Below are 19497 nucleotides of genomic sequence, written 5' to 3'. Positions count from 1 at the left end.
CGCGGGGGCCGGCCCGCGGCAGGCCCTACCTGCGCCCGCCCTGCGGGGCGACCGGCGTCAGGGGGCTGGCCGCCGCCGACTGCGGGGAGGCGGGGTTCGCCAGGGCCGAGGGGGCCGCGACGCCGGCCGCCGCGTCGTCCGCAGGCTCCTCGCCGGGCAGGGGGGCCTGCATGCGGATGCCCGCCGCGTCCAGCTCGCGCTTGATACGCCAGCGCAGTTCCCGCTCCACGCCCAGCGCCTTGCCCGGCATCGTCTTCGCCGCCACCCGCAGGACCGAGGCGTCCAGCGTGACCTCCGACAGGCCCAGGATCTCCACCGGGCCCCAGAGCTGCTCGCTGAACGGCTCCGCCTTGCTCAGCGCGTCGCCCACGCCCGCGATGACCTCCCGCACCCGGTCGAGGTCCGCCTCGTACGGGACGCGGACGTCGACGCCCGCCACCGCCCAGCCCTGGGAGAGGTTGCCGATGCGCTTGACCTCGCCGTTGCGCACGTACCAGATCTCGCCGCTGTCGCCGCGCAGCTTCGTCACCCGCAGGCCGACCTCGACCACCTCGCCGGAGGCGACGCCCGCGTCGACGGTGTCGCCCATCCCGTACTGGTCCTCGATGATCATGAAGACGCCGGAGAGGAAGTCCGTCACCAGGTTCCGCGCGCCGAAGCCGACCGCCACGCCCGCGACGCCCGCCGAGGCCAGCAGCGGCGCGAGGTTGATGTCCAGCGCGCCCAGGACCATCAGCCCGGCCGTGCCGAGGATCACGAACGACGCCATGCTGCGCAGCACCGAGCCGATCGCCGCCGAACGCTGGCGGCGCCGCTCCGCGTTCACCAGGAGCCCGCCGAGCGCGCTGTCCTCCACCGCCGTCACCGTGCGGTTCATCCGCTGTATCAGGCGCGTGATCATCCGCCGCACGACCGTGCGCAGCACCATGGCTATCGCCACGATCAGCACGATCCGCAGGCCCGTCGCGGCCCACGTCTCCCAGTTGCGCTGGACCCATCCCGCGGCCTCCGCGGCTTCGGCGGCGGAGGCGGGCAGTGCCGAGGTCGGACGGGCTGAAGCGGAGGCGAACACGAGCGGGACCTTCCGGTGGGGACGCGGGCAGCGGACCGATCCACCGTAACGGTCCGCGGCGGCGGTCGGAATCGGACGGCGTTCATCCCCCCTTGACCAGGGTGATTCCTGGGCGTAACTCCATTACCATGCTCGGACTCGCAGCGAGCCCCTCATCGCCTGCCCTCCCTCGGAGAGCCATGCCGCCCGGCATGGCAGAGCGACAGACGCCAGCCAGCACACGACCAAGAAAACGGGCCCGGGATTGAAGACTGCGATATCGCGCTCCCTTTCGCGCGCAGCCGAGACAGCCGAGACAGCCGAGACGAACGACACGGCCGGGTCCGCGGACCCTGCGGACCCCGCGAGCACAGCCGCGTCCGCCGGCCGCTCCCGCGCGCGGACCCTGCTGTGGACCGCGGCGGTGGGGTCGGTCGTCGCCTTCCTCATCGCGCTGGAGTTCCTCGCCCGCCACTACGGGGTGCTCGGGCCGGTCACCGACCAGGTGCGGGAGGTGGTGTTCGCCCCCAAGTCCTGGCCGCTGCTGTACGGCTGCCTGGCGCTGGCGGCGATCACGCTCCCCTGGCGGCAGCGCTTCCTCGCGCTGGGCGCCGCCCTGGGCATCGACCTCGTCTTCCTGCTGGTGCGCTGGATATGCGGCGCCCAGCAGAACTTCGGCAGCGGCGCCCTGTGGGTGGTGCTGGCCTGCGGCGTCATCGCCGTCACCCGCCGCACCGGCCGGGACCGCACCCTGCTGCTGAAGGGCGTCGGCCTGGGCCTGCTGCTGGTGGCCGGCCGCAAGGCCGGCTACACCTGGCTGTTCATCACCTCCGAGACGCGCCTGATGGTGCTCGACCAGTACGTGGCCCTCGCCGACCACGCGCTGGGCAGCCCCTCGTGGGTGGTGGGCCGGCTCGTGCGGGCCTCCGGCACGGTCGGCTTCCACGTCCTGGAGTACGTCTACATACAGCTCGCGGGCGCCGCGGTCCTCGTCTCGCTCTACCAGCTGCGCAACGTGGCCGCCGAGGGCCGCTTCCCGCGCCACCACCTGGTACGCACCTTCCTGGCCATCGGGGCGCTCGGCCCGGCCTTCTACCTGCTCTACCCGGTGGTCGGCCCGATCTACGCCTACGGGGCCGACGGCGGCGTGTGGGCGATGGCCGACCTGTGGCCGAACACCCCGACGCCCACCGGCCTCCCGCAGCCGATGCCCTTCGACGGGATCACCCCGCGCAACTGCATGCCCAGCCTGCACACGGCGTGGGCCACGGCGATCTTCATCCACTCCCGCCAAGGGCCGCGCTGGATGCGCTACGGGGGCACGTTCTGGCTCGCCGCCACGCTCACCGTGACGCTGGGCTTCGGCTACCACTACGGCGCCGACCTGATCGCCGGGGTGGTGTTCACGCTCACCATCGAGGCGGCCCTGCGCGCGCAGGCCCGCGGCTGGGACCGGTCGGCGACCTGGCTGACCGGCTACGGGGCGGTGGTCTTCGCCGGGCTGCTGGCGGCGTACCGCTACCTGCCGGTGGAGATGGCCGCGCACCCGTGGGCGGCCGGTCCGCTGCTGCTGCTGGCGCTGGGCTCCGTGATCCGGCTCTACGTGCGCACCACCCGGCAGTGGGAGTCCGGGTTCGTCCCGGCGCAGCGGACGGGTCCCGCGGTCCGCCCCGGGCTCTCCGTGCCGGCTCCGTAGCCGCGCCGCGGTCGCGTCCGCGGGGGGACGGGGGCGGGGGTCCGTACGACATCCCGTCCCCGCGCCAGGTATAGAGCGGGCCCCGCGCGGGGCATCATGCATGCGGACGGGGCGGGGGGCGCGGCGTCCCGCCCCGGACGGCGGTGGGACACGCGTCACTTCCCTGCCCCGTTTACCGGTCCGTGGTGGCGCGAGGAGAGTGCTCCGGGACACACTGTGACCAGATCGTCCACGGCGCGAGCCACGCGCCGCCGGCGTATGAGGAGGCACCGTGCCGCATGTCCTGGTCCTCAACGCGTCGTACGAGCCGCTCGGCGTCGTACCGCTCCGTCGAGCGCTCGTCCTGGTGCTGGACGGCAAAGCCGTCAGCCTCGAGGACTCGGGCGCCTATCTGCGCAGCGCCACGAAAGTGCTGGCCGCCCCGAGCGTGGTGCGCCTGAAACGCTTCGTACGGGTCCCCTACCGGGGGCCCGTCCCCCTGACCAGGCGCGCCCTCTTCGCCCGCGACGGCGGGCGCTGCGCCTACTGCGGCGGCGTCGCCACCAGCGTCGACCACGTCATCCCGCGCTCGCGCGGCGGCCAGCACCGCTGGGACAACGTGGTGGCCGCCTGCCGGCGCTGCAACCACGTCAAGGCCGACCGGCACATCTCCGAGCTGGGCTGGCGGCTGCGCCACCAGCCCGAGCCGCCCTCCGGCCTCGCCTGGCGCATCATCGGCACGGGGCACCGGGATCCGCGCTGGCTGCCCTATCTGCAGCCGTTCGGCGCGGACGAGGCCCTGGCCCGGATCGACGGCGTTCCCGCCGCATAGATCCGGGCTTTCGCGTGTCCGGGGACGCGTACCCCCGCCGCGTACGGGCCACTTGGCCGGGAGGTCTCCCCCGCCCCGTGCGCAACCTCCCCGACTCCCCCGGCGTGTACGGGAGTAGACCGGCCGCCCGGGGCGGTTCCAATACGAACAAGATCCCGGCATTAGCGGTGTGGCCGCGCACGCCTGCGGCCATACTCGACACCGGTGTCAGACGTCGCCCGTATTCTGGCGGCAGCAAGTGACCACAGGGGGAGGTCTCGTGTCGTATCCGTCGCCCGCCGGCAGCGCCGGCGTGGGCTCGGCGCCGCCGGAGCAGCCGACAGCGACCGGTCAGGGGGCCGGTCAGGGGGCCGGTCAGGGGGTTGGTCCGTCAGCCGGCCTGTCGGGGGTGCCCGCCCAGGGCCGCTCCGAGGCGTCGCCCGGCACCTCCGGGGGCGCGACCCTCGTGGTGCCCGAGCGGCGCAGCGCCTTCCGCGAGGGGCTGGAGCGCTTCCGCCGCTCCGCCGTCACGGAGCCCGGTCGGCTGCGCCTCCTCGGCGCCGTCCTCGCCGCCCTCGTGGTGGTCTTCGGCGCCGTGACGGCCTGGCAGGTCTCGGACCGCGCCGACGCCGCCGACGACGTACTGCTGCGCAGCCAGCCGCTGAGTGCCGCCGCCGCCGACATCTACCGCTCCCTCGCCGACGCCAACACCACCGCCGCCAGCGGCTTCCTGGCCGGCGGCAAGGAGACGCCCGAGGTCCGCCGGCGCTACGAGAAGGACATCGCGACCGCCGGCAGGCTGCTGGTGGAGGCCGCGGCCAACAGCCAGGGGTCGGCCGGCGCCCGCCGGCAGATCTCCTCGCTCAACGAGTGGCTGCCGCGCTACACCGGCGCCATCGAGACCGCCCGCGCCAACAACCGCCAGGGCCTGCCGCTCGGCGGCGCCTACCTGCGCTATGCCAACGACCTGATGGAGACCCGGCTGCTGCCCGCGGCGCAGGACCTCTACCGGGCCGAGACCGCCCAGCTCGACCGCGACTACGCCGCGGCCAAGAGCTGGCCGTGGGCCGCGCTGGCGCTCGGCACGGTGGCGCTGGGCGCGCTGGGCTGGGCGCAGCGCCGGCACTACCGGCGTACCAACCGGGTGTTCAACCAGGGCCTGCTGGGGGCGAGTGTGGTCACGGGGGTGGTGCTGCTGTGGCTGGCCGCCGGGCACACCTTCGCGCGTGCCGGGCTGGAGGAGTCCGACCGCGACGGCGCCCGGTCCCTCCAGGTCCTCAACGAGGCCCGGATCGGCGCCCTGCAGGCCCACGGCAACGAGGGGCTGAAGATGGTCTCGCGCGGCGCGGTCACCGTGGGCGACAAGGACAAGTACGAGGCGGGGTACGGCGACAGCATGAACGGCCTGGCCGGCCCCGACGCCGCGCACCAGCAGGGTTCGCTGGTCCAGCGGGCGCTGGACCTCGCCGACGACGACGCCGGGCGCGTACCGGTCGAGAAGGCTATCGTCGGCGTGCGGACCTGGCAGGGCAGGCACACCGGGGTGCTGGAGGCCGACAACATCGGCGACTACCAGACCGCGGTGGACCGGGTGATCGGCACGGGCGACAAGGAGTCCACCGGCCAGTGCTTCGACGTGGTGGACGCCAGTCTGGCCAAGGCCATCGCGCACGAGCAGGCCGAGTTCGTCCAGGCGGCCCGCGACGGCCGCGACGCCCTCGGCGGACTGGCGATCGGCGCCGCGGTGCTCGCCGTGCTGGGCGCCGCCGGAGCGGTCCTGGGCATCGGGCGCAGGCTGTCGGAGTACCGGTGAGGGGGCACACCGAGATGACGGGAAGAGCAGTGATCAGGACGCGGATACGCAGGTTGCGCGGCTGGGGCGGGGTCGCCTCCATGGCCGGGGCGGTCGCGCTGACGGCGACCCTGCTCCCGCTGGCCGCGGCCGACGCCGCGCGCGGCGGTCCGTACGGGGTGGGCCAGGAGGCGCCCGCCCGCGGCGGGCAGACGCTGCGGCAGCAGGACGCCGGGGAGTGCGCGGGTGAGCGTCCGCCGGGCAGGCCGCAGGCCAGTTGGCGGCCCTCCGGCGCGGACGGTCCGGCCGTGTCGCGGATCAAGGGGAAGGGCAAGCTGGTCGTCGGCGTCGACCAGAACAGCTACCAGTGGGGCTACCGCGATCCGGCGACCGGGGAGCTGCGGGGCTTCGACATCGACCTGGCCCGGGCCATCGCCGCGGAGCTGGGCATCGGCGGGGACGACATCATCTACCGCGCGATTCCCACCAGTCAGCGCGTCCCGGCGCTGCAGGGCCGCAAGGTGGACATGGTGGTGCGCACCATGACCATCAACTGCGACCGGCTGAAGGACGTGGAGTTCTCCACCGCCTACTTCGAGGCCGGCCAGCAGGTGCTGGCGCCGAAGAACTCGAAGATCACCGGCTTCGACACCTCCCTCGACGGCAAGCGGGTCTGCGCGGCGCAGGGCTCCACGGCGGAGGAGTTCATCACCAAGGAGCTGAAGAACGCCGAGGTCGTGCCCGTCCCCAACCAGCTGGACTGCCTGGTGCGGGTCCAACTGGGCCTGGCGGACGCGGTGATCACGGACAACGCGCTGGCGGCGGGCCAGGCCGCCCAGGACCCCTCCATGGAGCTGAAGGGCCGGCCGCTCACCCGCGAGTACTACGGCGTGGCGATGAACAAGGAGGACCGCGACCTGGTGGCCCGGGTCAACAAGGTCCTGGAGGACTACCGCGCGAGCGGTGAGTGGAGGAAGGCGTACGAGCTCTGGCTGAGCAAGGTGATGCCGGGCGTCAAGGCGGCGCCGGTGCCGGAGTACCTGGACTGACGGCGGACTCCCGCGCCCGGCGGGGCGGGCGAGGGCAGGCAGCGCAGGACAGGGCAGGGCAGGGCAGGGCAGGACAGGGCGAGCGAGGGCAGGAGAGGGGACGGGATGGGGGCTCCGGACGAGACCGGACCCGCGATGGGCCGTGAGGAGGTCGACCGCGCCCTGGCGCGGCTGGGCGCCGAGCACGAGGCCGTGGAGTCCTCGCTGTTCGCCCTCCAGGACCACGCCGGCCGCCGGCTCCTGGACGGCGCGCAGCTGACCGGCACCACGGCCGAGCGCTGGGCCGCGGCCGAGGCCGCCCTCACCCTGCTCTGGTCCTACTTCGACACCTACACCGACGCCCTGGCCAGGGCCCGCGAGCTGCGCGGCCGGCGCCGCTGGCCGAGCGCGCAGGAGCTGGCCGAACTGACCGGGCTGCTGCGGGACTCGGGCCTCACGCTGCCCGCCCCCGCGGCCACCGCCGCCCCCGCCTCGATCACCGGACCGGCGCGGCTCTCCGAGCGCCTCGGCCTGGAGGCCCTGGTCGAGCGGATGAACGGCCACTACGCGGACGTGCTGGACGTGGTCGCCGCCGCCGACGCGGTCTGGTCCGCGCTGCCCGCCCGGATCGACCTGCTCGCCGCCGAGCTGCGCCGCACCCGCTCACTGGCCCAGTCCGTCGGCGTACGCCCCGGCGAGCACCCGGCCGGCGACGAGCTGGAGCGCGTCACCGGCGACCTGGCGGCGCTGCGGGCCGAGGTGATCTCCGATCCGCTGGCCTTCTGGCAGCGCGCGGCGGGCAGTTCGGCCCCCGGCGGCGGCCGCCCCGACACCGCGCGCTACGACGCCGCGGCGCGCCGGCTGGAGGAGATCCGCCGCGAGATCGAGGCCGTCCTGCACGTCCGCCAGGACGCGGAGACCCGGCTGACCCGGCTGCGCGACGTCCTCAGCCGCGCCGACCGCACGCTCAGCGAGGCCCGCGCCGCCCGCGGCGAGGTGCTGGCGAAGATAGCGGCCTCCGAGGTCCCGGCGGTCGGCGGCGTCTCGGCCGCGCTGAACGAGCAGTGGCGCACGGCGGTGGACTACCGCCGCCACGCCCAGTGGCACAAGCTCTCGCCGCTGCTGGAGTCGCTGGAGCAGCGCGCGGAGGAGGAACTGCTGCGCGCCCGCGAGTCCCTCGCCGAGGTGACGGCCCCCCTGGCGGTGCGGGCGGAGCTGCGCGGCCGGCTCGACGCGTACAAGGCGAAGGTCGCCCAACGCGGCCTGGCGGAGGACGCCTTGCTGATCGAGCGCTACGAGCGGGCGCGCCGGATGCTGTGGTCCGCGCCCTGCGACCTGCTCGCCGCCGAGCAGGCGGTGCTGCGCTACCAGCAGGCGGCCGTGGAGGCGATGAGCGGCCCGGTCGATCGGCCGGGCAGACCCGGGGGGATGCGGTGAGGAAGATCAGGGGCAAGGCGACGGGCAGCCGCGCTGTCCGGGCCCGGAGAAACATGGGGGCGTCATGAGTGAAGCAACCTCCTGCCAGCGGCCGGGCTGCGAGGGCGGCTACGAGGACATGGGCGGCGGTGAGCTGTACTGCGACACCTGCGGGCTGGCCCCCGTCGTCTCCCCCGACGCCCTCCTCGGCGCCACGCCCACGGGCCTGACCGCGCACCGCCGGGAGGGTGCCGGCAGTTCGTCGGCCGCCTCCTCGCGCGGCAGTTCCAGCTCCTCGCGCAGCTCGCGTTCCTCGCGCAGTTCGCGCTCCTCGCGCCGCTCCGTCTCGGGGCGCCTGTCGCGCGCGCTGACAGGGGAGTCCACCGCGCGCTCGGTCTCGGTGCGCTCCTCGCGTACGTCCGCGGCGGGCAGCGGGCGCGCCCAGCTGGGCGCCGGGCTGGTGTCCGTACCGCAGGTGCCGCGGCCCGACCCGCGCGCGGCGGTGCTGGACAACCCGCAGGTGCCCGAACGCAAGCGCTACTGCAGCCGCAGCGACTGCGGCGCCCCGGTCGGGCGCACGCGCGGCGAGCGCCCCGGCCGCACGGAGGGCTTCTGCACCAAGTGCGGGCACCCGTACTCCTTCGTGCCCAAGCTGGCCGCGGGCGACGTGGTGCACGGGCAGTACGAGGTGGTGGGCTGCCTCGCGCACGGCGGCCTGGGCTGGGTCTACCTCGCCGTCGACCGGGCGGTCTCCGACCGCTGGGTGGTGCTCAAGGGCCTGCTGGACACGGGCGACGAGGACGCGCTCGCCGCGGCGGTCTCCGAGCGGCGCTTCCTGGCGGAGATCGAGCACGCCAACATCGTGCGGATCTACAACTTCGTCGAGCACCTCGACCAGCGCACGGGCAGCCTCGACGGCTACATCGTGATGGAGTACGTGGGCGGCAAGTCCCTGAAGGAGATCGCCAACGAGCGGCGCACCCCGCAGGGCAAGCGCGACCCGCTGCCGGTGGAGGTGGCCTGCGCGTACGGCATCGAGGCGCTGGAGGCGCTGGGGCACCTGCACAGCCGCAACCTGCTGTACTGCGACTTCAAGGTCGACAACGCCATCCAGCAGGCCGACCAGCTCAAGCTGATCGACATGGGCGCGGTGCGGCGGATGGACGACGAGGAGTCGGCCATCTACGGCACGGTCGGCTACCAGGCGCCCGAGGTCGCCGAGACGGGCCCCTCGGTGGCCTCCGACCTGTACACGGTGGCGCGCACCCTGGCGGTGCTCACCTTCGACTTCCAGGGCTACACCAACGTCTTCGCCGACAGCCTGCCCGAGCCCGACTCCATCGACGTCTTCGCGCGCTACGAGTCCTTCTACCGCTTCCTGGTACGGGCCACCGACCCCGATCCGGCGCGCCGTTTCGCCTCGGCGGCGGAGATGGCCGAGCAGCTCACCGGTGTGCTGCGGGAGGTGGTGGCGCTGCAGACGGGCCGGCCCCGGCCGACGCTCTCCACGCTCTTCGGGCCGGAGACGCGGGTGGTGGACAGCCGGCTCTTCGCGGACGCCGCCCAGGAGCCGGCCGGCTCCCCGGGCGGGGGCGTCTCGCTCTTCGGCGGGCGGGCGCTGCCCCGGGAGAAGGTGCTGCCCGCTCCCACCGCGGCCTCCGTGACGCTCCCCCTGGACGCCCGCGCGGCGGCGCTCGCGCTGCCGGCGCCGCGGGTGGACGCCACCGACCCGAACGCCGGCTTCCTGGCCGGCCTGCTCGCCTCCGCACCGGCCGAGGTCTCCGCGGCGCTGCTCAACGCCCCGGTCCCCTCCCTGGAGTTGACGCTGCGGCAGCTGCGCGCCCATCTGGACAGCGGGGAGTTCACCTCGGCCGCCCGCGCGCTGCAGACGCTGGAGGCCGAGCACCCGGACGACTGGCGGGTGGTGTGGTACCGCGGGCTGACCGCGCTGGCCACCGGCGACCGCGAGTCCGCGGCGCTGGCCTTCGACGCGGTCTACGACGCCTTCCCCGGCGAGCCCGCGCCGAAGCTGGCGCTGGCGGTGTGCGCCGAGGTGCTGGGCCAGCTGGACAACGCCGCGGAGTACTACCGCCTGGTGTGGTCCACCGACCCCTCCTACGTCAGCGCCGCCTTCGGCCTGGCCCGCGTCCGGCTGGCCGCCGGGGACCGGGCGGGGGCGGTGCAGGCGCTGGAGTCGGTGCCGGAGTCGTCCATCCACTACACCGCCGCGCGCGTGGCGGCCGTGCGGGCGCGGCTGCGCCGGCGCGGGGCGCGCGAGGCGCTGCTGCCGGACCTGCGGGCGGCGGCGCTGCAGGTGGAGCAGCTGCAGCAGTTCGGCCTGGATCCGCTGCGGCGCGAGCATCTGGCCACGGAGGTGCTGGGCAGCGCCCTGGACTGGGTGCTCTCCGGGCGCTCGGACGGCGCTCCGGCGGTGCAGCAGGCCCAGCAGGCGCAACTGCCCCACCAGCAGCCGCCCGCCCCGCCCGTACCGCCGCCGCCGGCCGTGGCGCCGGGGGGGCCGCAGCTGCTGCTGGGCAGCCGACTCGACGAGCGGGGGCTGCGGTTCGGCCTGGAGCGCTCCTACCGCGCCTTGGCCCGCCTCGCCCAGCAGGGCGAGGAGCGCATCGCGCTGATCGAGCAGGCCAACCGCTTCCGTCCCCGGACCTGGGTCTGAGAGGTGTCCTTGAACATGGCCCCCGAGGCTGCCGGGCAGCTCGCCCCCTGCCCCGTCTGCGCGACCCCCACGGCGACCGGCGACCTCTTCTGCGAGGAGTGCGGCGCGAACCTGTCGGAGCCCGCGCCCGCCACCGCGCCCACCCCCACCGCGGTCAACGGCGCGTCCGCGCCGGCGGCTTCCGGTGCGTACGGGCCGAACGCCGCCCCGTCCGCGCCCGAACCCCCGGCCACCGACAGCTTCCGGATCGCCCCGGCGGGTGCCGCGGGCCCGGCCGCGCCCCATTCCGAGCACGCGGGCCCCGAGGCCCCCGACTCCGACGGCTTCCGCCTGGCCGCCCCCGGCGCCGAGCCCGCGGGCCGCAGCGGCTCCGGTGGCCCGGACGGCCCCGGCGGTCCGGCCCCGGCCGATCCGCGCGCCGCGCTCGGCGCGCCCGGTGGGCCGCCGGGCTTCGGGGCTGCGACCGTCGCGGGGGTGAAGACCTGTGTCGCCTGTCGTACGGGCACCATCGACGCCGACGGCTACTGCGAGAACTGCGGCCACGCCCAGCCCCGGGAACGCGACCGGATGGAGCGGGAGTTGCCGGGCCTCGCCGCGGTCAGCGACCGCGGCCTGCGCCACCACCGCAACGAGGACTCCTTCGCCCTCGACACCACCCGGCTGCCCAACGGCACCCCGGCGGTGATCGCGGTGGTCTGCGACGGCGTCTCCTCCGCCACCCGCCCCGACGAGGCCTCCGAGGCCGCCGCCGAGGCCGCCCGCGCCTCCCTGCTGGACAGCCTCGCCCGGGGCACGCACCCCCAGCAGGCGATGCACGAGGCGCTGCTGGTCGCCGCCCGCTCGGTGGCGGCGCTCGCGGGCGACGTGCACAACCGCGTCGCGCACAGCAACGCCCCGGCCTGCACCTGCGTCGCGGCGGTCGTCGCCGGGGGCATCCTCACCGTCGGCTGGGTCGGCGACTCGCGGGCGTACTGGGTGCCCGACGACCGCACGGCCCCGGCCGCGCGGCTCACCGAGGACGACTCCTGGGCGGCGCAGATGGTCGCGACCGGGCTGATGTCCGAGGCCGAGGCGTACGCCGACGAGCGGGCCCACGCCATCACGGGCTGGCTCGGCGCGGACGCCCACGAGCTGGACCCGCACACCCAGTCCTTCCAGCCGCAGGGGCCGGGGGTGGTGGTGGTGTGCACGGACGGGTTGTGGAACTACGCGGAGGGCGCGCAGGAGATGGCCGCGGTCGTCGCCGACGACGCCCGTTCCAGACCCCTGCACAGCGCCCAGGCGCTCGTCGGCCACGCCCTGGACGGCGGCGGCCACGACAACGTGACGGTGGCGATCGTGCCCTTCCCTGCCGGGTAGGGATTCAGCCGCCGTGGACGGGGTCCGCGGCGGCGACCGGTCTCCCCCACGGCCGGTGTGCTTTGTCTACAGCGAACCTCCGGGTTCCAGAGCATTCGCGGGAGCGGGATCCATGGCCAACTTCTCCAAGTCCAACGCGCCGGAGTTCTCCGTCGAGGTCTACCAGAACGAGTTCCTGCCGGAGGGTGCCCGCGAGGTCAACGCCATCGTCACGGTCACCTCGACCGGCGGCGGCACCACCGGCGGCGCGCCGCTGCCCGCGTCCGACCCGGGCCGGTCCGCCTTCGCCCCGGGCGGCCCGGACGCGGCGGTGGTGCTGATGGTCGACTGCTCGGGCTCGATGGACTACCCGCCGACCAAGATGCGCAACGCCCGCGACGCCACGGCCGCCGCGATCGACACGATCCGCGACGGCGTCGCCTTCGCGGTGGTCGGCGGTACGCACCAGGCCAAGGAGGTCTACCCCACCGGCGGGCGCCTCGCGGTCGCGGACGACGCCACCCGCGCCCAGGCCAAGCAGGCGCTGCGCCGGCTCTCCGCCGGCGGCGGCACGGCGATCGGTACCTGGCTGCGGCTGGCCGACCGCCTGCTGGGCTCCGCCGACGTCTCCATCCGCCACGGCATCCTGCTCACCGACGGCCGCAACGAGCACGAGACGCCCGAGGCGCTGCGCGAGGCCCTGGACGCCTGCGCGGGCCGCTTCACCTGCGACGCCCGCGGCGTCGGCACGGACTGGGAGGTCCGGGAGGTGACGGGCATAGCCTCCGCCCTGCTGGGCACGGCCGACATCGTCGCCGATCCGGCCGGGCTGGCCGCGGACTTCACGGCGATGATGGAGACCGCGATGGGCAAGGAGGTCGCGGACGTGGCGCTGCGGCTGTGGACGCCGCAGGGCGCGGAGGTGAGGTTCGTCAAGCAGGTCGCGCCGACGGTGGAGGAGCTGACCGCCCGGCGTACGGAGTCGGGGCCGCGCTCGGGCGACTATCCGACGGGCTCGTGGGGCGACGAGTCGCGCGACTACCACGTCTGCGTGGAGGTCCCCTCGGCCGGCGTCGGCCAGGAGATGCTCGCCGCGCGCGTCTCGCTCGTACAGCCGCGCGGCGACGGGAGTGTGACGACTCTCTCGCAGGGGCTGGTACGGGCCGTGTGGACGGACGACATGGCCGCCTCCACACGGATCAACCCGCAGGTCGCCCACTACACCGGGCAGGCCGAGCTGGCGCAGGTCATCCAGTCCGGGCTGGACGACCGCAAGGCCGGCGACCTGGACGGGGCGACCGCGAAGCTGGGCCGCGCGGTGCAGCTGGCGGCGGCCTCCGGCAACGAGGACACCGCCAAGCTGCTGGCAAAGGTGGTGGACGTGGTGGATGCGGCGAGCGGTACTGTTCGATTGAAGGCGAAGGTCGCGGAGGCCGACGAGATGACCCTCGAGACGCGGTCCACGAAGACGGTCCGCGTCAAGAAGCGCTGACGCATATCTGAGACAGGGGGATTCACCACCATGGCGACCTGCCAGAACGGCCACACCTCGGCCACCGAGGACTGGTGCGAGGTCTGCGGGATCCGTATGGCTTCCGGCGCGGGCGCGCCGGTCCCCCCACCGCCCGGCTCCGGCTACGGCTTTCCGGGCGGCCCGGAGGCGGCCCAGCCGCCCCGGCACACCGAGCTGTGCCCGCAGTGCCGCACGCCCCGGGAGGCGCTCGCGCCCTTCTGCGAGGAGTGCCGCTACAACTTCCTCACGCACTCCCCGACGACGTTCGTCCCCACGGGCCCGCCGCCCGGGGCGAACGGCGGCGCGGGCGGCTATCCGGGCCAGCAGGGCGGCCAGTACCCCGGCCACCAGGGCGGCGGTTACGCTCCGCAGCACCAGCAGCACCAGCAGCACCAGCAGCAGCCGGAGCCGCAGCACTCCTCCTTCTCCGGGCAGCCCGACCCGCGCTCCCCGGGCGGCGCCGGGGACTTCCTGCTCTCCCCGCCCCCGGCCGCCGGCGGCTACCCGCCCGATCCGTACGCCCGTGACCCCTACGCGCAGGACCCCTACGCCCAGGCACCGCCGGGCTGGGTCGCGGTGGTGGCGCCGGACCGCGAGTACTTCACGGCGATGATGTCGCGCAGCGGCCCGGACGCCTCGGGGCTGAACCTGCCGGCGTACTCGCCCGAGCAGCAACTCCCCCTGCGCGGCCCGCAGGTCACGATCGGCCGCCGCCGCCAGTCCACGGGCGAGTCCCCCGACATCGACCTGGCCCGCGCCCCGGAGGACCCGGGCGTCTCGCACAACCACGCGATGCTGGTGGAGCAGCCCGACGGCTCCTGGGCGGTGGTCGACCAGAACTCCACCAACGGCACCACGGTCAACGGCGAGGCCGACCCCATCCCGCCGTACGTCCCGGTGCGCCTCCAGGAGGGCGACCGGGTGCACGTGGGGGCGTGGACGACGATCCGCATCCAGCGCGGCTAGGTCCTGTACGGAGTTCCCCGTCTGCGCCCCGGCGCCCGGCACGCCCTCTCGGCGTGCGGCGGGGAACTCCGGACAGGCCCCGGTCCTCCGCCCGGGTGATGAGAGCATGGGCGGGTGAGCGATATCGGGCAGGCGAGCTTTTACGAGCAGGTGGGCGGGGCGGAGACCTTCCGCCGGTTGGTGCGGCGGTTCTACGAGGGTGTGGCCGCCGATCCCCTGCTGCGGCCGATGTACCCGGAGGAGGATCTGGGGCCGGCCGAGGAGCGCCTGACGCTGTTCCTGGTGCAGTACTGGGGCGGTCCGCGCACGTACAGCGAGGAGCGCGGCCATCCCCGGCTGCGCATGCGGCACGCCCCGTTCACCGTGGACCGCGCGGCGCACGACGCCTGGCTGGCCCATATGCGTACGGCTGTCGTGGAGTTGGGGCTCAACCCCGTGCACGAGCAGCAGCTGTGGGACTACCTGGTCTACGCGGCGGCGTCGATGGTGAACACCCCGGGCTGAGACCGCACGCCCCGGGGGGATCACGAATCGGTTCCGACCGGCGTCCGGCCGCTGTGGTCCGCAAGCGTGTTCTGCCAGGATCGGTCCTGTGCCGTGGGGGCGGCGCGGACACGGTCAACGGGGGTGCGGATGCCGGGTTTTGTGTTTCTGCGGGTGCGTGCGCACCGGTTGCTGCTGGCCGCCGCCATGCTCACCGTGCTGCTCACCACCGCCGTGCTCGCCGCCCTCACCGCCTTCTCCACCACCGTCGGCGACGCGGGCCTGCGCCATGTGCTGCGCTACGGCTCTGCGGCGGACGCGGCGCTGGTGGTGGAGACCACGACGCTGTCCCGGAAGGAGCTCCCCGCCGCGGACCGGGCCGTACGCGCGCAGGCCGCGAAGGCGTACGACGGGCTGCCCGTGACGGTGCTGCCGATAATCCGCAGCGGCCCCTTCGAGCTGCCGGACCGCAAAAGGCAGGACGATGACCCCGATCTGACGTACTTCGCCCAACTGGACCGTGGCATGGTCGAGTTGCTCAGCGGCACCTGGCCGGCTGCGGCCGCCTCCGGGACCGTCCCCATCGCCCTGCCGGAGGTCGCCGCGCGGCGGCTGGGCCTGGAGCCGGGCGACGAGCTGACGCTGAAGAGCCGCGGCAGCAGCGGGCCGGCGAGGCTCCGGATGAGCGGCGTCTACCGGGCCCGGGACACGACGGACCCGTACTGGCAGCTCGACGACGTGGCGGGACTCGGGGTGTTCACCGGCGGCTACACCACGTACGGGCCGCTGATGGTGGACCCCGGCTCCTTCTCCTCGGGTGCGCTGGACATCGCCTCCGGCGGCTGGGTGCTGCGCGCGGACTTCTCCACCGTCACCGCCGACCGGCTGAGCGCGCTGGACAGCTCGGTGCGCGCAGCGTCCAACCGGCTCGGCTCCCTGGAGGAGCTGAGTGGCGAGTACGCCGACAGCCGGCTGGACCACGTACTGGACACCGCCCAGCGGGCGTTGCTGGTCAACCGCTCCACCCTGCTGATCGTGGCGCTGCAGCTGGTGCTGCTGGCGGGCTACGCGCTGCTGCTGGTGGCCCGGCTGCTCAGCGACGAACGGGCCGGGGAGAACGACCTGCTGCGCGCCCGCGGCGGCTCGCGCGGCCGGGTGGCGGGGCTGGCCGCGCTGGAGGCGCTGCTCATCGTGGCGCCCTCCCTGATCGCCGCGCCGCTGCTGGCCGCGCCCATGATCCGGCTGCTGTCCGGCAGCGGCCCGCTGGCCCGCGCGGGCGTCGAGGCGGTGGACGACACCGGCCCCGTCCTGTGGCTGGTCGCCGCCGGTTCCGCGCTCGGCTGCGCGCTCGCCGTCACCGCGCCGGCGCTGCTGCGGGCCACCGGCGCCGCCTCGGCCCGTACCCGCGCGCACGCGCTGCCCGCGCCGCTGCGGGCGGGGGCGGACCTGGGGCTGCTGGTCGTCGCGGGCGTGGCGTACTGGCAGTTGGACCGGCAGACCTCCGACGGCGGCGTGCTGAACACCGACACCTCTGGAACGCTGGGCGTGGACCCGGTGCTGGTGGCGGCGCCCGCGCTGGCGCTGCTGGCCGGCACGGTGCTCACGCTGCGGCTGCTGCCGCCGACGGCCCGGCTGGCGGAACGGCGCGCGGCCGCGGGTCGCGGGCTGCCGACGGCGCTCGCGGGCTGGCAGCTCTCGCGCCGGCCGCTGCGCGGCGCCGGTCCGGTGCTGCTGCTGGTGATGGCGGTGGCGATGGGCCTCCTGGCGGTGGCGCAGGGCGCCTCGTGGGAGCGTTCGCAGCGCGACCAGGCGGCGTTTCGGGCCGGCTCGGACATCCGGGTGCTGGGCAGCGGCCGCCCCGGGGGGTACGCGGACACGCCCGGCGTGGCGGAGAGCTCGCCCGCGGTGCGGATGACGGCGCCGCTCAGCGGCGGGCGCAGCGCCGACGTACTGGCGCTGGACACGGCCCGCGCGGCGGACGGGATCCCGCTGCGCGGCGATCTGGCGGACGCCGAAACCCGGGCGCTGCTGCCGAGGTTGGGCGGCAAGTCCCCGAAACTGCGCGGCTTCCCGCTGCCCGCGGGGGCCGGGCGGGTCGAGGTGACCGCCCAAGTGGGCGCCGACCGGCCGTGGCGGGGGCAGGTCGACCTCTCCGCGCTGATCCAGGACCGGGTCGGGCAGACGTACGAACTGCCCCTCGGCCTCCTCGCCGCGGACGGGCGCGACCACCGCCTCACCCTCGACCTGGCGAAACCGCTCACGTCGGGCGCCTCCCCCGCGCCGCCGCTGGTACTGACCGGATTCACGGTCGACTTCGACGTCCCCACCAGGGCGGCGAGTTGCGATCTGGAGGTCAGCATCCTGCGCGTGACGGCCGCCGGGCGGACCACGGAGCCCGCTCCGACGGCCGGTCTGGTCTGGGACGTGGCGGCCGACACCGGCGGCAACGGGATCGTCGAGCCCCCGGAGGCCGGCTTCCCCGTACGGGGCTCGGCCGGCACTCCGCTGGCCTTCAACTTCACCACCGGTGCCTCGGACACCTTCGGGGGCACGCTGCCCCCCGGCACCCTGACCGTACGGGCCCGCCAGGACCGCCTGCCCCCGGTGCCCGCCCTGGCCACGGACACCTTCCTGCGGGTGAGCAGCGCGAAGGTCGGCCAGCGGCTCACCGTCCCCCTCGGCGGCACCGACACCGAGGTGCGGATCGTGGGCGCCGTACGGGAGTTCCCCACCACGGGGCCGGACGCGATCTCCCAGCTCGACGCCGTGGCGCCGGGCAAGGACGGGGGCGCGCTGATCGTCGATCTGGCCGCCGCGAACCGGAAGCTGGCCCAGGCCGACTCGACGGCGCTGCGGCCCTCGGAGTGGTGGCTGCGCACCGAGCCGGGCCAGGCGCAGCGCACGGCCGCCCAGCTGCGCGAGGAGGGCGGCCGCGGCTCGGCCGACCTCGTCGTACGCGAGGAGCTGGCCGAGCGGCTGGGCACCGACCCGCTGGGCGCGGGGCCGCAGGCGGCGCTGGCCGCCACGGCGGTGATCGCGGCGCTGCTGGCGGCGCTGGGCTTCGCGGTGAGCGCGGCGGCCTCGATCCGGGAACGGGGCAGGGAGTTCGCCGTCCTGCGGGCGCTGGGCGCGCCGCAGCGGCAGCTGGCGCGGATGTTCGCGGCGGAGCAGAGCATGCTGATCGCGGTGGCGCTGACCGCGGGGACGGCGCTGGGGGTGGTGCTGTCGCGGGCGGTGGTGCCGCTGACCACGCTCACGGGCGCCGCCGCCAAACCGCATCCGCAGGTGCTGGTGGAGCTGCCGTGGGCGCCGGTGGGGCTGGTGGTCGCGGGGGTGGCGGTCATGCCGCTGCTCATCACGGCCGCCGTGGCGCTGCGGCGCGGCGATCCGGCGACGGCACTTCGACTGGGGGGTGAGTGAGATGGGGAGGATGAAGTCCCGCTCACTGGAGGCGGGTTGGATCGGCAGCCGGTTGCGCACCGCGCGGGGGGCGGCCCTCGCGCTGGGGGTGCTGGTGTTCCTGGCGGCGTTCCTGGCGGCCGCCTTCCCGCGCGCCATGGACACCTACCAGGACACCGCCCTGCGCGATGCCGTCGAGCGCTCCTCGCCCGAGCAGCGCTCGCTGGTCGCGACGGTCGACCACCGACTCCCGGGGAGGCCGGGCGAGAGTCCGGCCTGGGCCCCGCTCGCCCCGCAGGACCAGGAGCAGGCCGTCCGCGACATCCTCGCCGGGGTGCACGCGCCGGCGCGCATCACCGCCGCCGACGTCTCGTACGGGGTGCGCAGCTCCGCGGAGTTGACCGCCACCGACCCGTGGCTGCCCCGGCCCGGCAGCCAGGACCCGCGCTTCCAGCTCGACGCCCGCGCCGACCTGGGCGAGCACACCGAGCCGGTGGCCGGCGCACTGCCCCGGGGGGAGGCGGAGAAGAACCTGGGCGAGGTGCTGTTCCAGGCGGCGGTGACGGAGGCGACCGCCCGGGCGCTGAGGATACGGGTCGGCTCCGAGCTGCACTTCACCCGCATCACCCCGGACAAGAGGCCGCCGACCGTCACCGTGCGGATCACCGGCATCGTCCGCCCGCTGCGTGCGAAGAGCGACTTCTGGACGATGGACCCGCTGCTGGCCGCCCCCCGGCTGACGGACATGCCGGTGGCGCCGGGCTCACCGGGGCTGCCGCCGCGGATCTGGCGCGGGGCGCTGCTGCTGCCCCCGGAGAGCGGTCCGTCCCTCTTCGCCGAGCTGGGCGCCGAGTTCCTGCCCGAGGGCAACACCGAGCCCCAGGTCTACTGGCAGCTTCCCTTCGACACCCGCTCGCTGGCCGGCCGCGACGCCGAGCTGCTGCGGAAGGAGCTGGTCCGGGTGCTGGACGGCCCCGGGCTGGAGGACCTCCGGGCGAAGGTCAGCGAGAACCTGGAGGTGAAGTCCGGGCTGCCGCCGGTCCTGGAGACGTACACCAGGCTCCGCGCCGCCGTCGTGCCCGTGGTCGCGGTCGCCGCCTTCGGGGTGGGGACCACCGGCGCGGTGGTGGTGCTGATGTCCGGCGGCCTGTCGCTCGTACGGCGGGAGGCCGAGCTGCGGCTGCTGCGCTCGCGCGGCGGTTCGCTGAAGGGGATCGCCGGGCGGCTGGCGCTGGAGACGGCGGCCGCCGCGCTGCCGGCCGCCGCGGCGGGGCTGGCCCTGGCGGTGGCGCTGCTGCCGGACGGGCGGCTGCTGCCCGCGCTGCTGGCCGTCGCCGCGCTGGCGGCGCTG

General features: G+C 75.1%; 12 protein-coding genes and 1 pseudogene. 12 read left to right on the top strand and 1 reads right to left on the bottom strand.

What is annotated here, in order from left to right:
• Nucleotides 1-25 precede the first annotated feature (25 nt).
• The gene (locus tag ACFQLX_RS18985; RefSeq protein WP_386416774.1) at nt 26-1072 is read right to left on the bottom strand and encodes a mechanosensitive ion channel family protein; all 1047 of its coding nucleotides are present in this window, start codon (nt 1070-1072) and stop codon (nt 26-28) included.
• 385 nt (nt 1073-1457) lie between these two features.
• On the opposite strand from ACFQLX_RS18985, the gene ACFQLX_RS18980 reads away from it, so the two are divergent.
• The 12 genes and pseudogenes from ACFQLX_RS18980 to ACFQLX_RS18925 all read left to right on the top strand — a co-directional run.
• Nucleotides 1458-2747, top strand: coding sequence for a phosphatase PAP2 family protein (locus ACFQLX_RS18980; protein WP_386416842.1), 1290 nt, complete (start codon nt 1458-1460; stop codon nt 2745-2747).
• A 271-nt stretch (nt 2748-3018) separates the two neighbouring features.
• On the top strand, nt 3019-3558 hold the full coding sequence (locus ACFQLX_RS18975) for an HNH endonuclease (protein ID WP_386416772.1): 540 nt from the start codon (nt 3019-3021) through the stop codon (nt 3556-3558).
• Between the two features lie 388 nt (nt 3559-3946).
• Nucleotides 3947-5350: a hypothetical protein gene (locus ACFQLX_RS18970; RefSeq protein WP_386416770.1), complete on the top strand. Its 1404-nt coding sequence runs from the start codon at nt 3947-3949 to the stop codon at nt 5348-5350.
• Between the two features lie 14 nt (nt 5351-5364).
• Nucleotides 5365-6378, top strand: a complete 1014-nt coding sequence (locus ACFQLX_RS18965) for a glutamate ABC transporter substrate-binding protein (protein ID WP_386416768.1) — start codon at nt 5365-5367, stop codon at nt 6376-6378.
• A 105-nt stretch (nt 6379-6483) separates the two neighbouring features.
• Nucleotides 6484-7794, top strand: coding sequence for a hypothetical protein (locus ACFQLX_RS18960; RefSeq protein WP_386416766.1), 1311 nt, complete (start codon nt 6484-6486; stop codon nt 7792-7794).
• 64 nt (nt 7795-7858) lie between these two features.
• Nucleotides 7859-10447, top strand: coding sequence for a serine/threonine-protein kinase (locus tag ACFQLX_RS18955; RefSeq protein ID WP_386416765.1), 2589 nt, complete (start codon nt 7859-7861; stop codon nt 10445-10447).
• Nucleotides 10448-10462: 15 nt separating this feature from the next.
• Nucleotides 10463-11806 (top strand): PP2C family protein-serine/threonine phosphatase, encoded by a 1344-nt coding sequence (locus ACFQLX_RS18950; protein WP_386416763.1) that lies wholly within the window; start codon nt 10463-10465, stop codon nt 11804-11806.
• A 112-nt stretch (nt 11807-11918) separates the two neighbouring features.
• Complete coding sequence (locus ACFQLX_RS18945) at nt 11919-13277, top strand: vWA domain-containing protein (protein WP_386416761.1); 1359 nt, start codon at nt 11919-11921, stop codon at nt 13275-13277.
• 30 nt (nt 13278-13307) lie between these two features.
• On the top strand, nt 13308-14264 hold the full coding sequence (locus ACFQLX_RS18940) for an FHA domain-containing protein (RefSeq protein ID WP_386416759.1): 957 nt from the start codon (nt 13308-13310) through the stop codon (nt 14262-14264).
• Between the two features lie 114 nt (nt 14265-14378).
• Entirely contained in the window at nt 14379-14768 is a 390-nt protein-coding gene (locus ACFQLX_RS18935) for a globin (protein ID WP_386416757.1), read from the top strand.
• Nucleotides 14769-14897: 129 nt separating this feature from the next.
• On the top strand, nt 14898-18167 hold the full coding sequence (locus ACFQLX_RS18930) for an FtsX-like permease family protein (protein ID WP_386416756.1): 3270 nt from the start codon (nt 14898-14900) through the stop codon (nt 18165-18167).
• A gap of 10 nt (nt 18168-18177) precedes the next feature.
• Nucleotides 18178-19497 (top strand): annotated as a pseudogene (locus ACFQLX_RS18925) (hypothetical protein); the annotation flags it as partial.

It is taken from the genome of Streptomyces polyrhachis, assembly GCF_042663125.1.
GTDB lineage: Bacteria > Actinomycetota > Actinomycetes > Streptomycetales > Streptomycetaceae > Streptomyces > Streptomyces polyrhachii.
The sequence above is the reverse complement of the archived record's forward strand: the minus strand, read 5'-3'. Positions and strand labels throughout refer to the sequence as shown.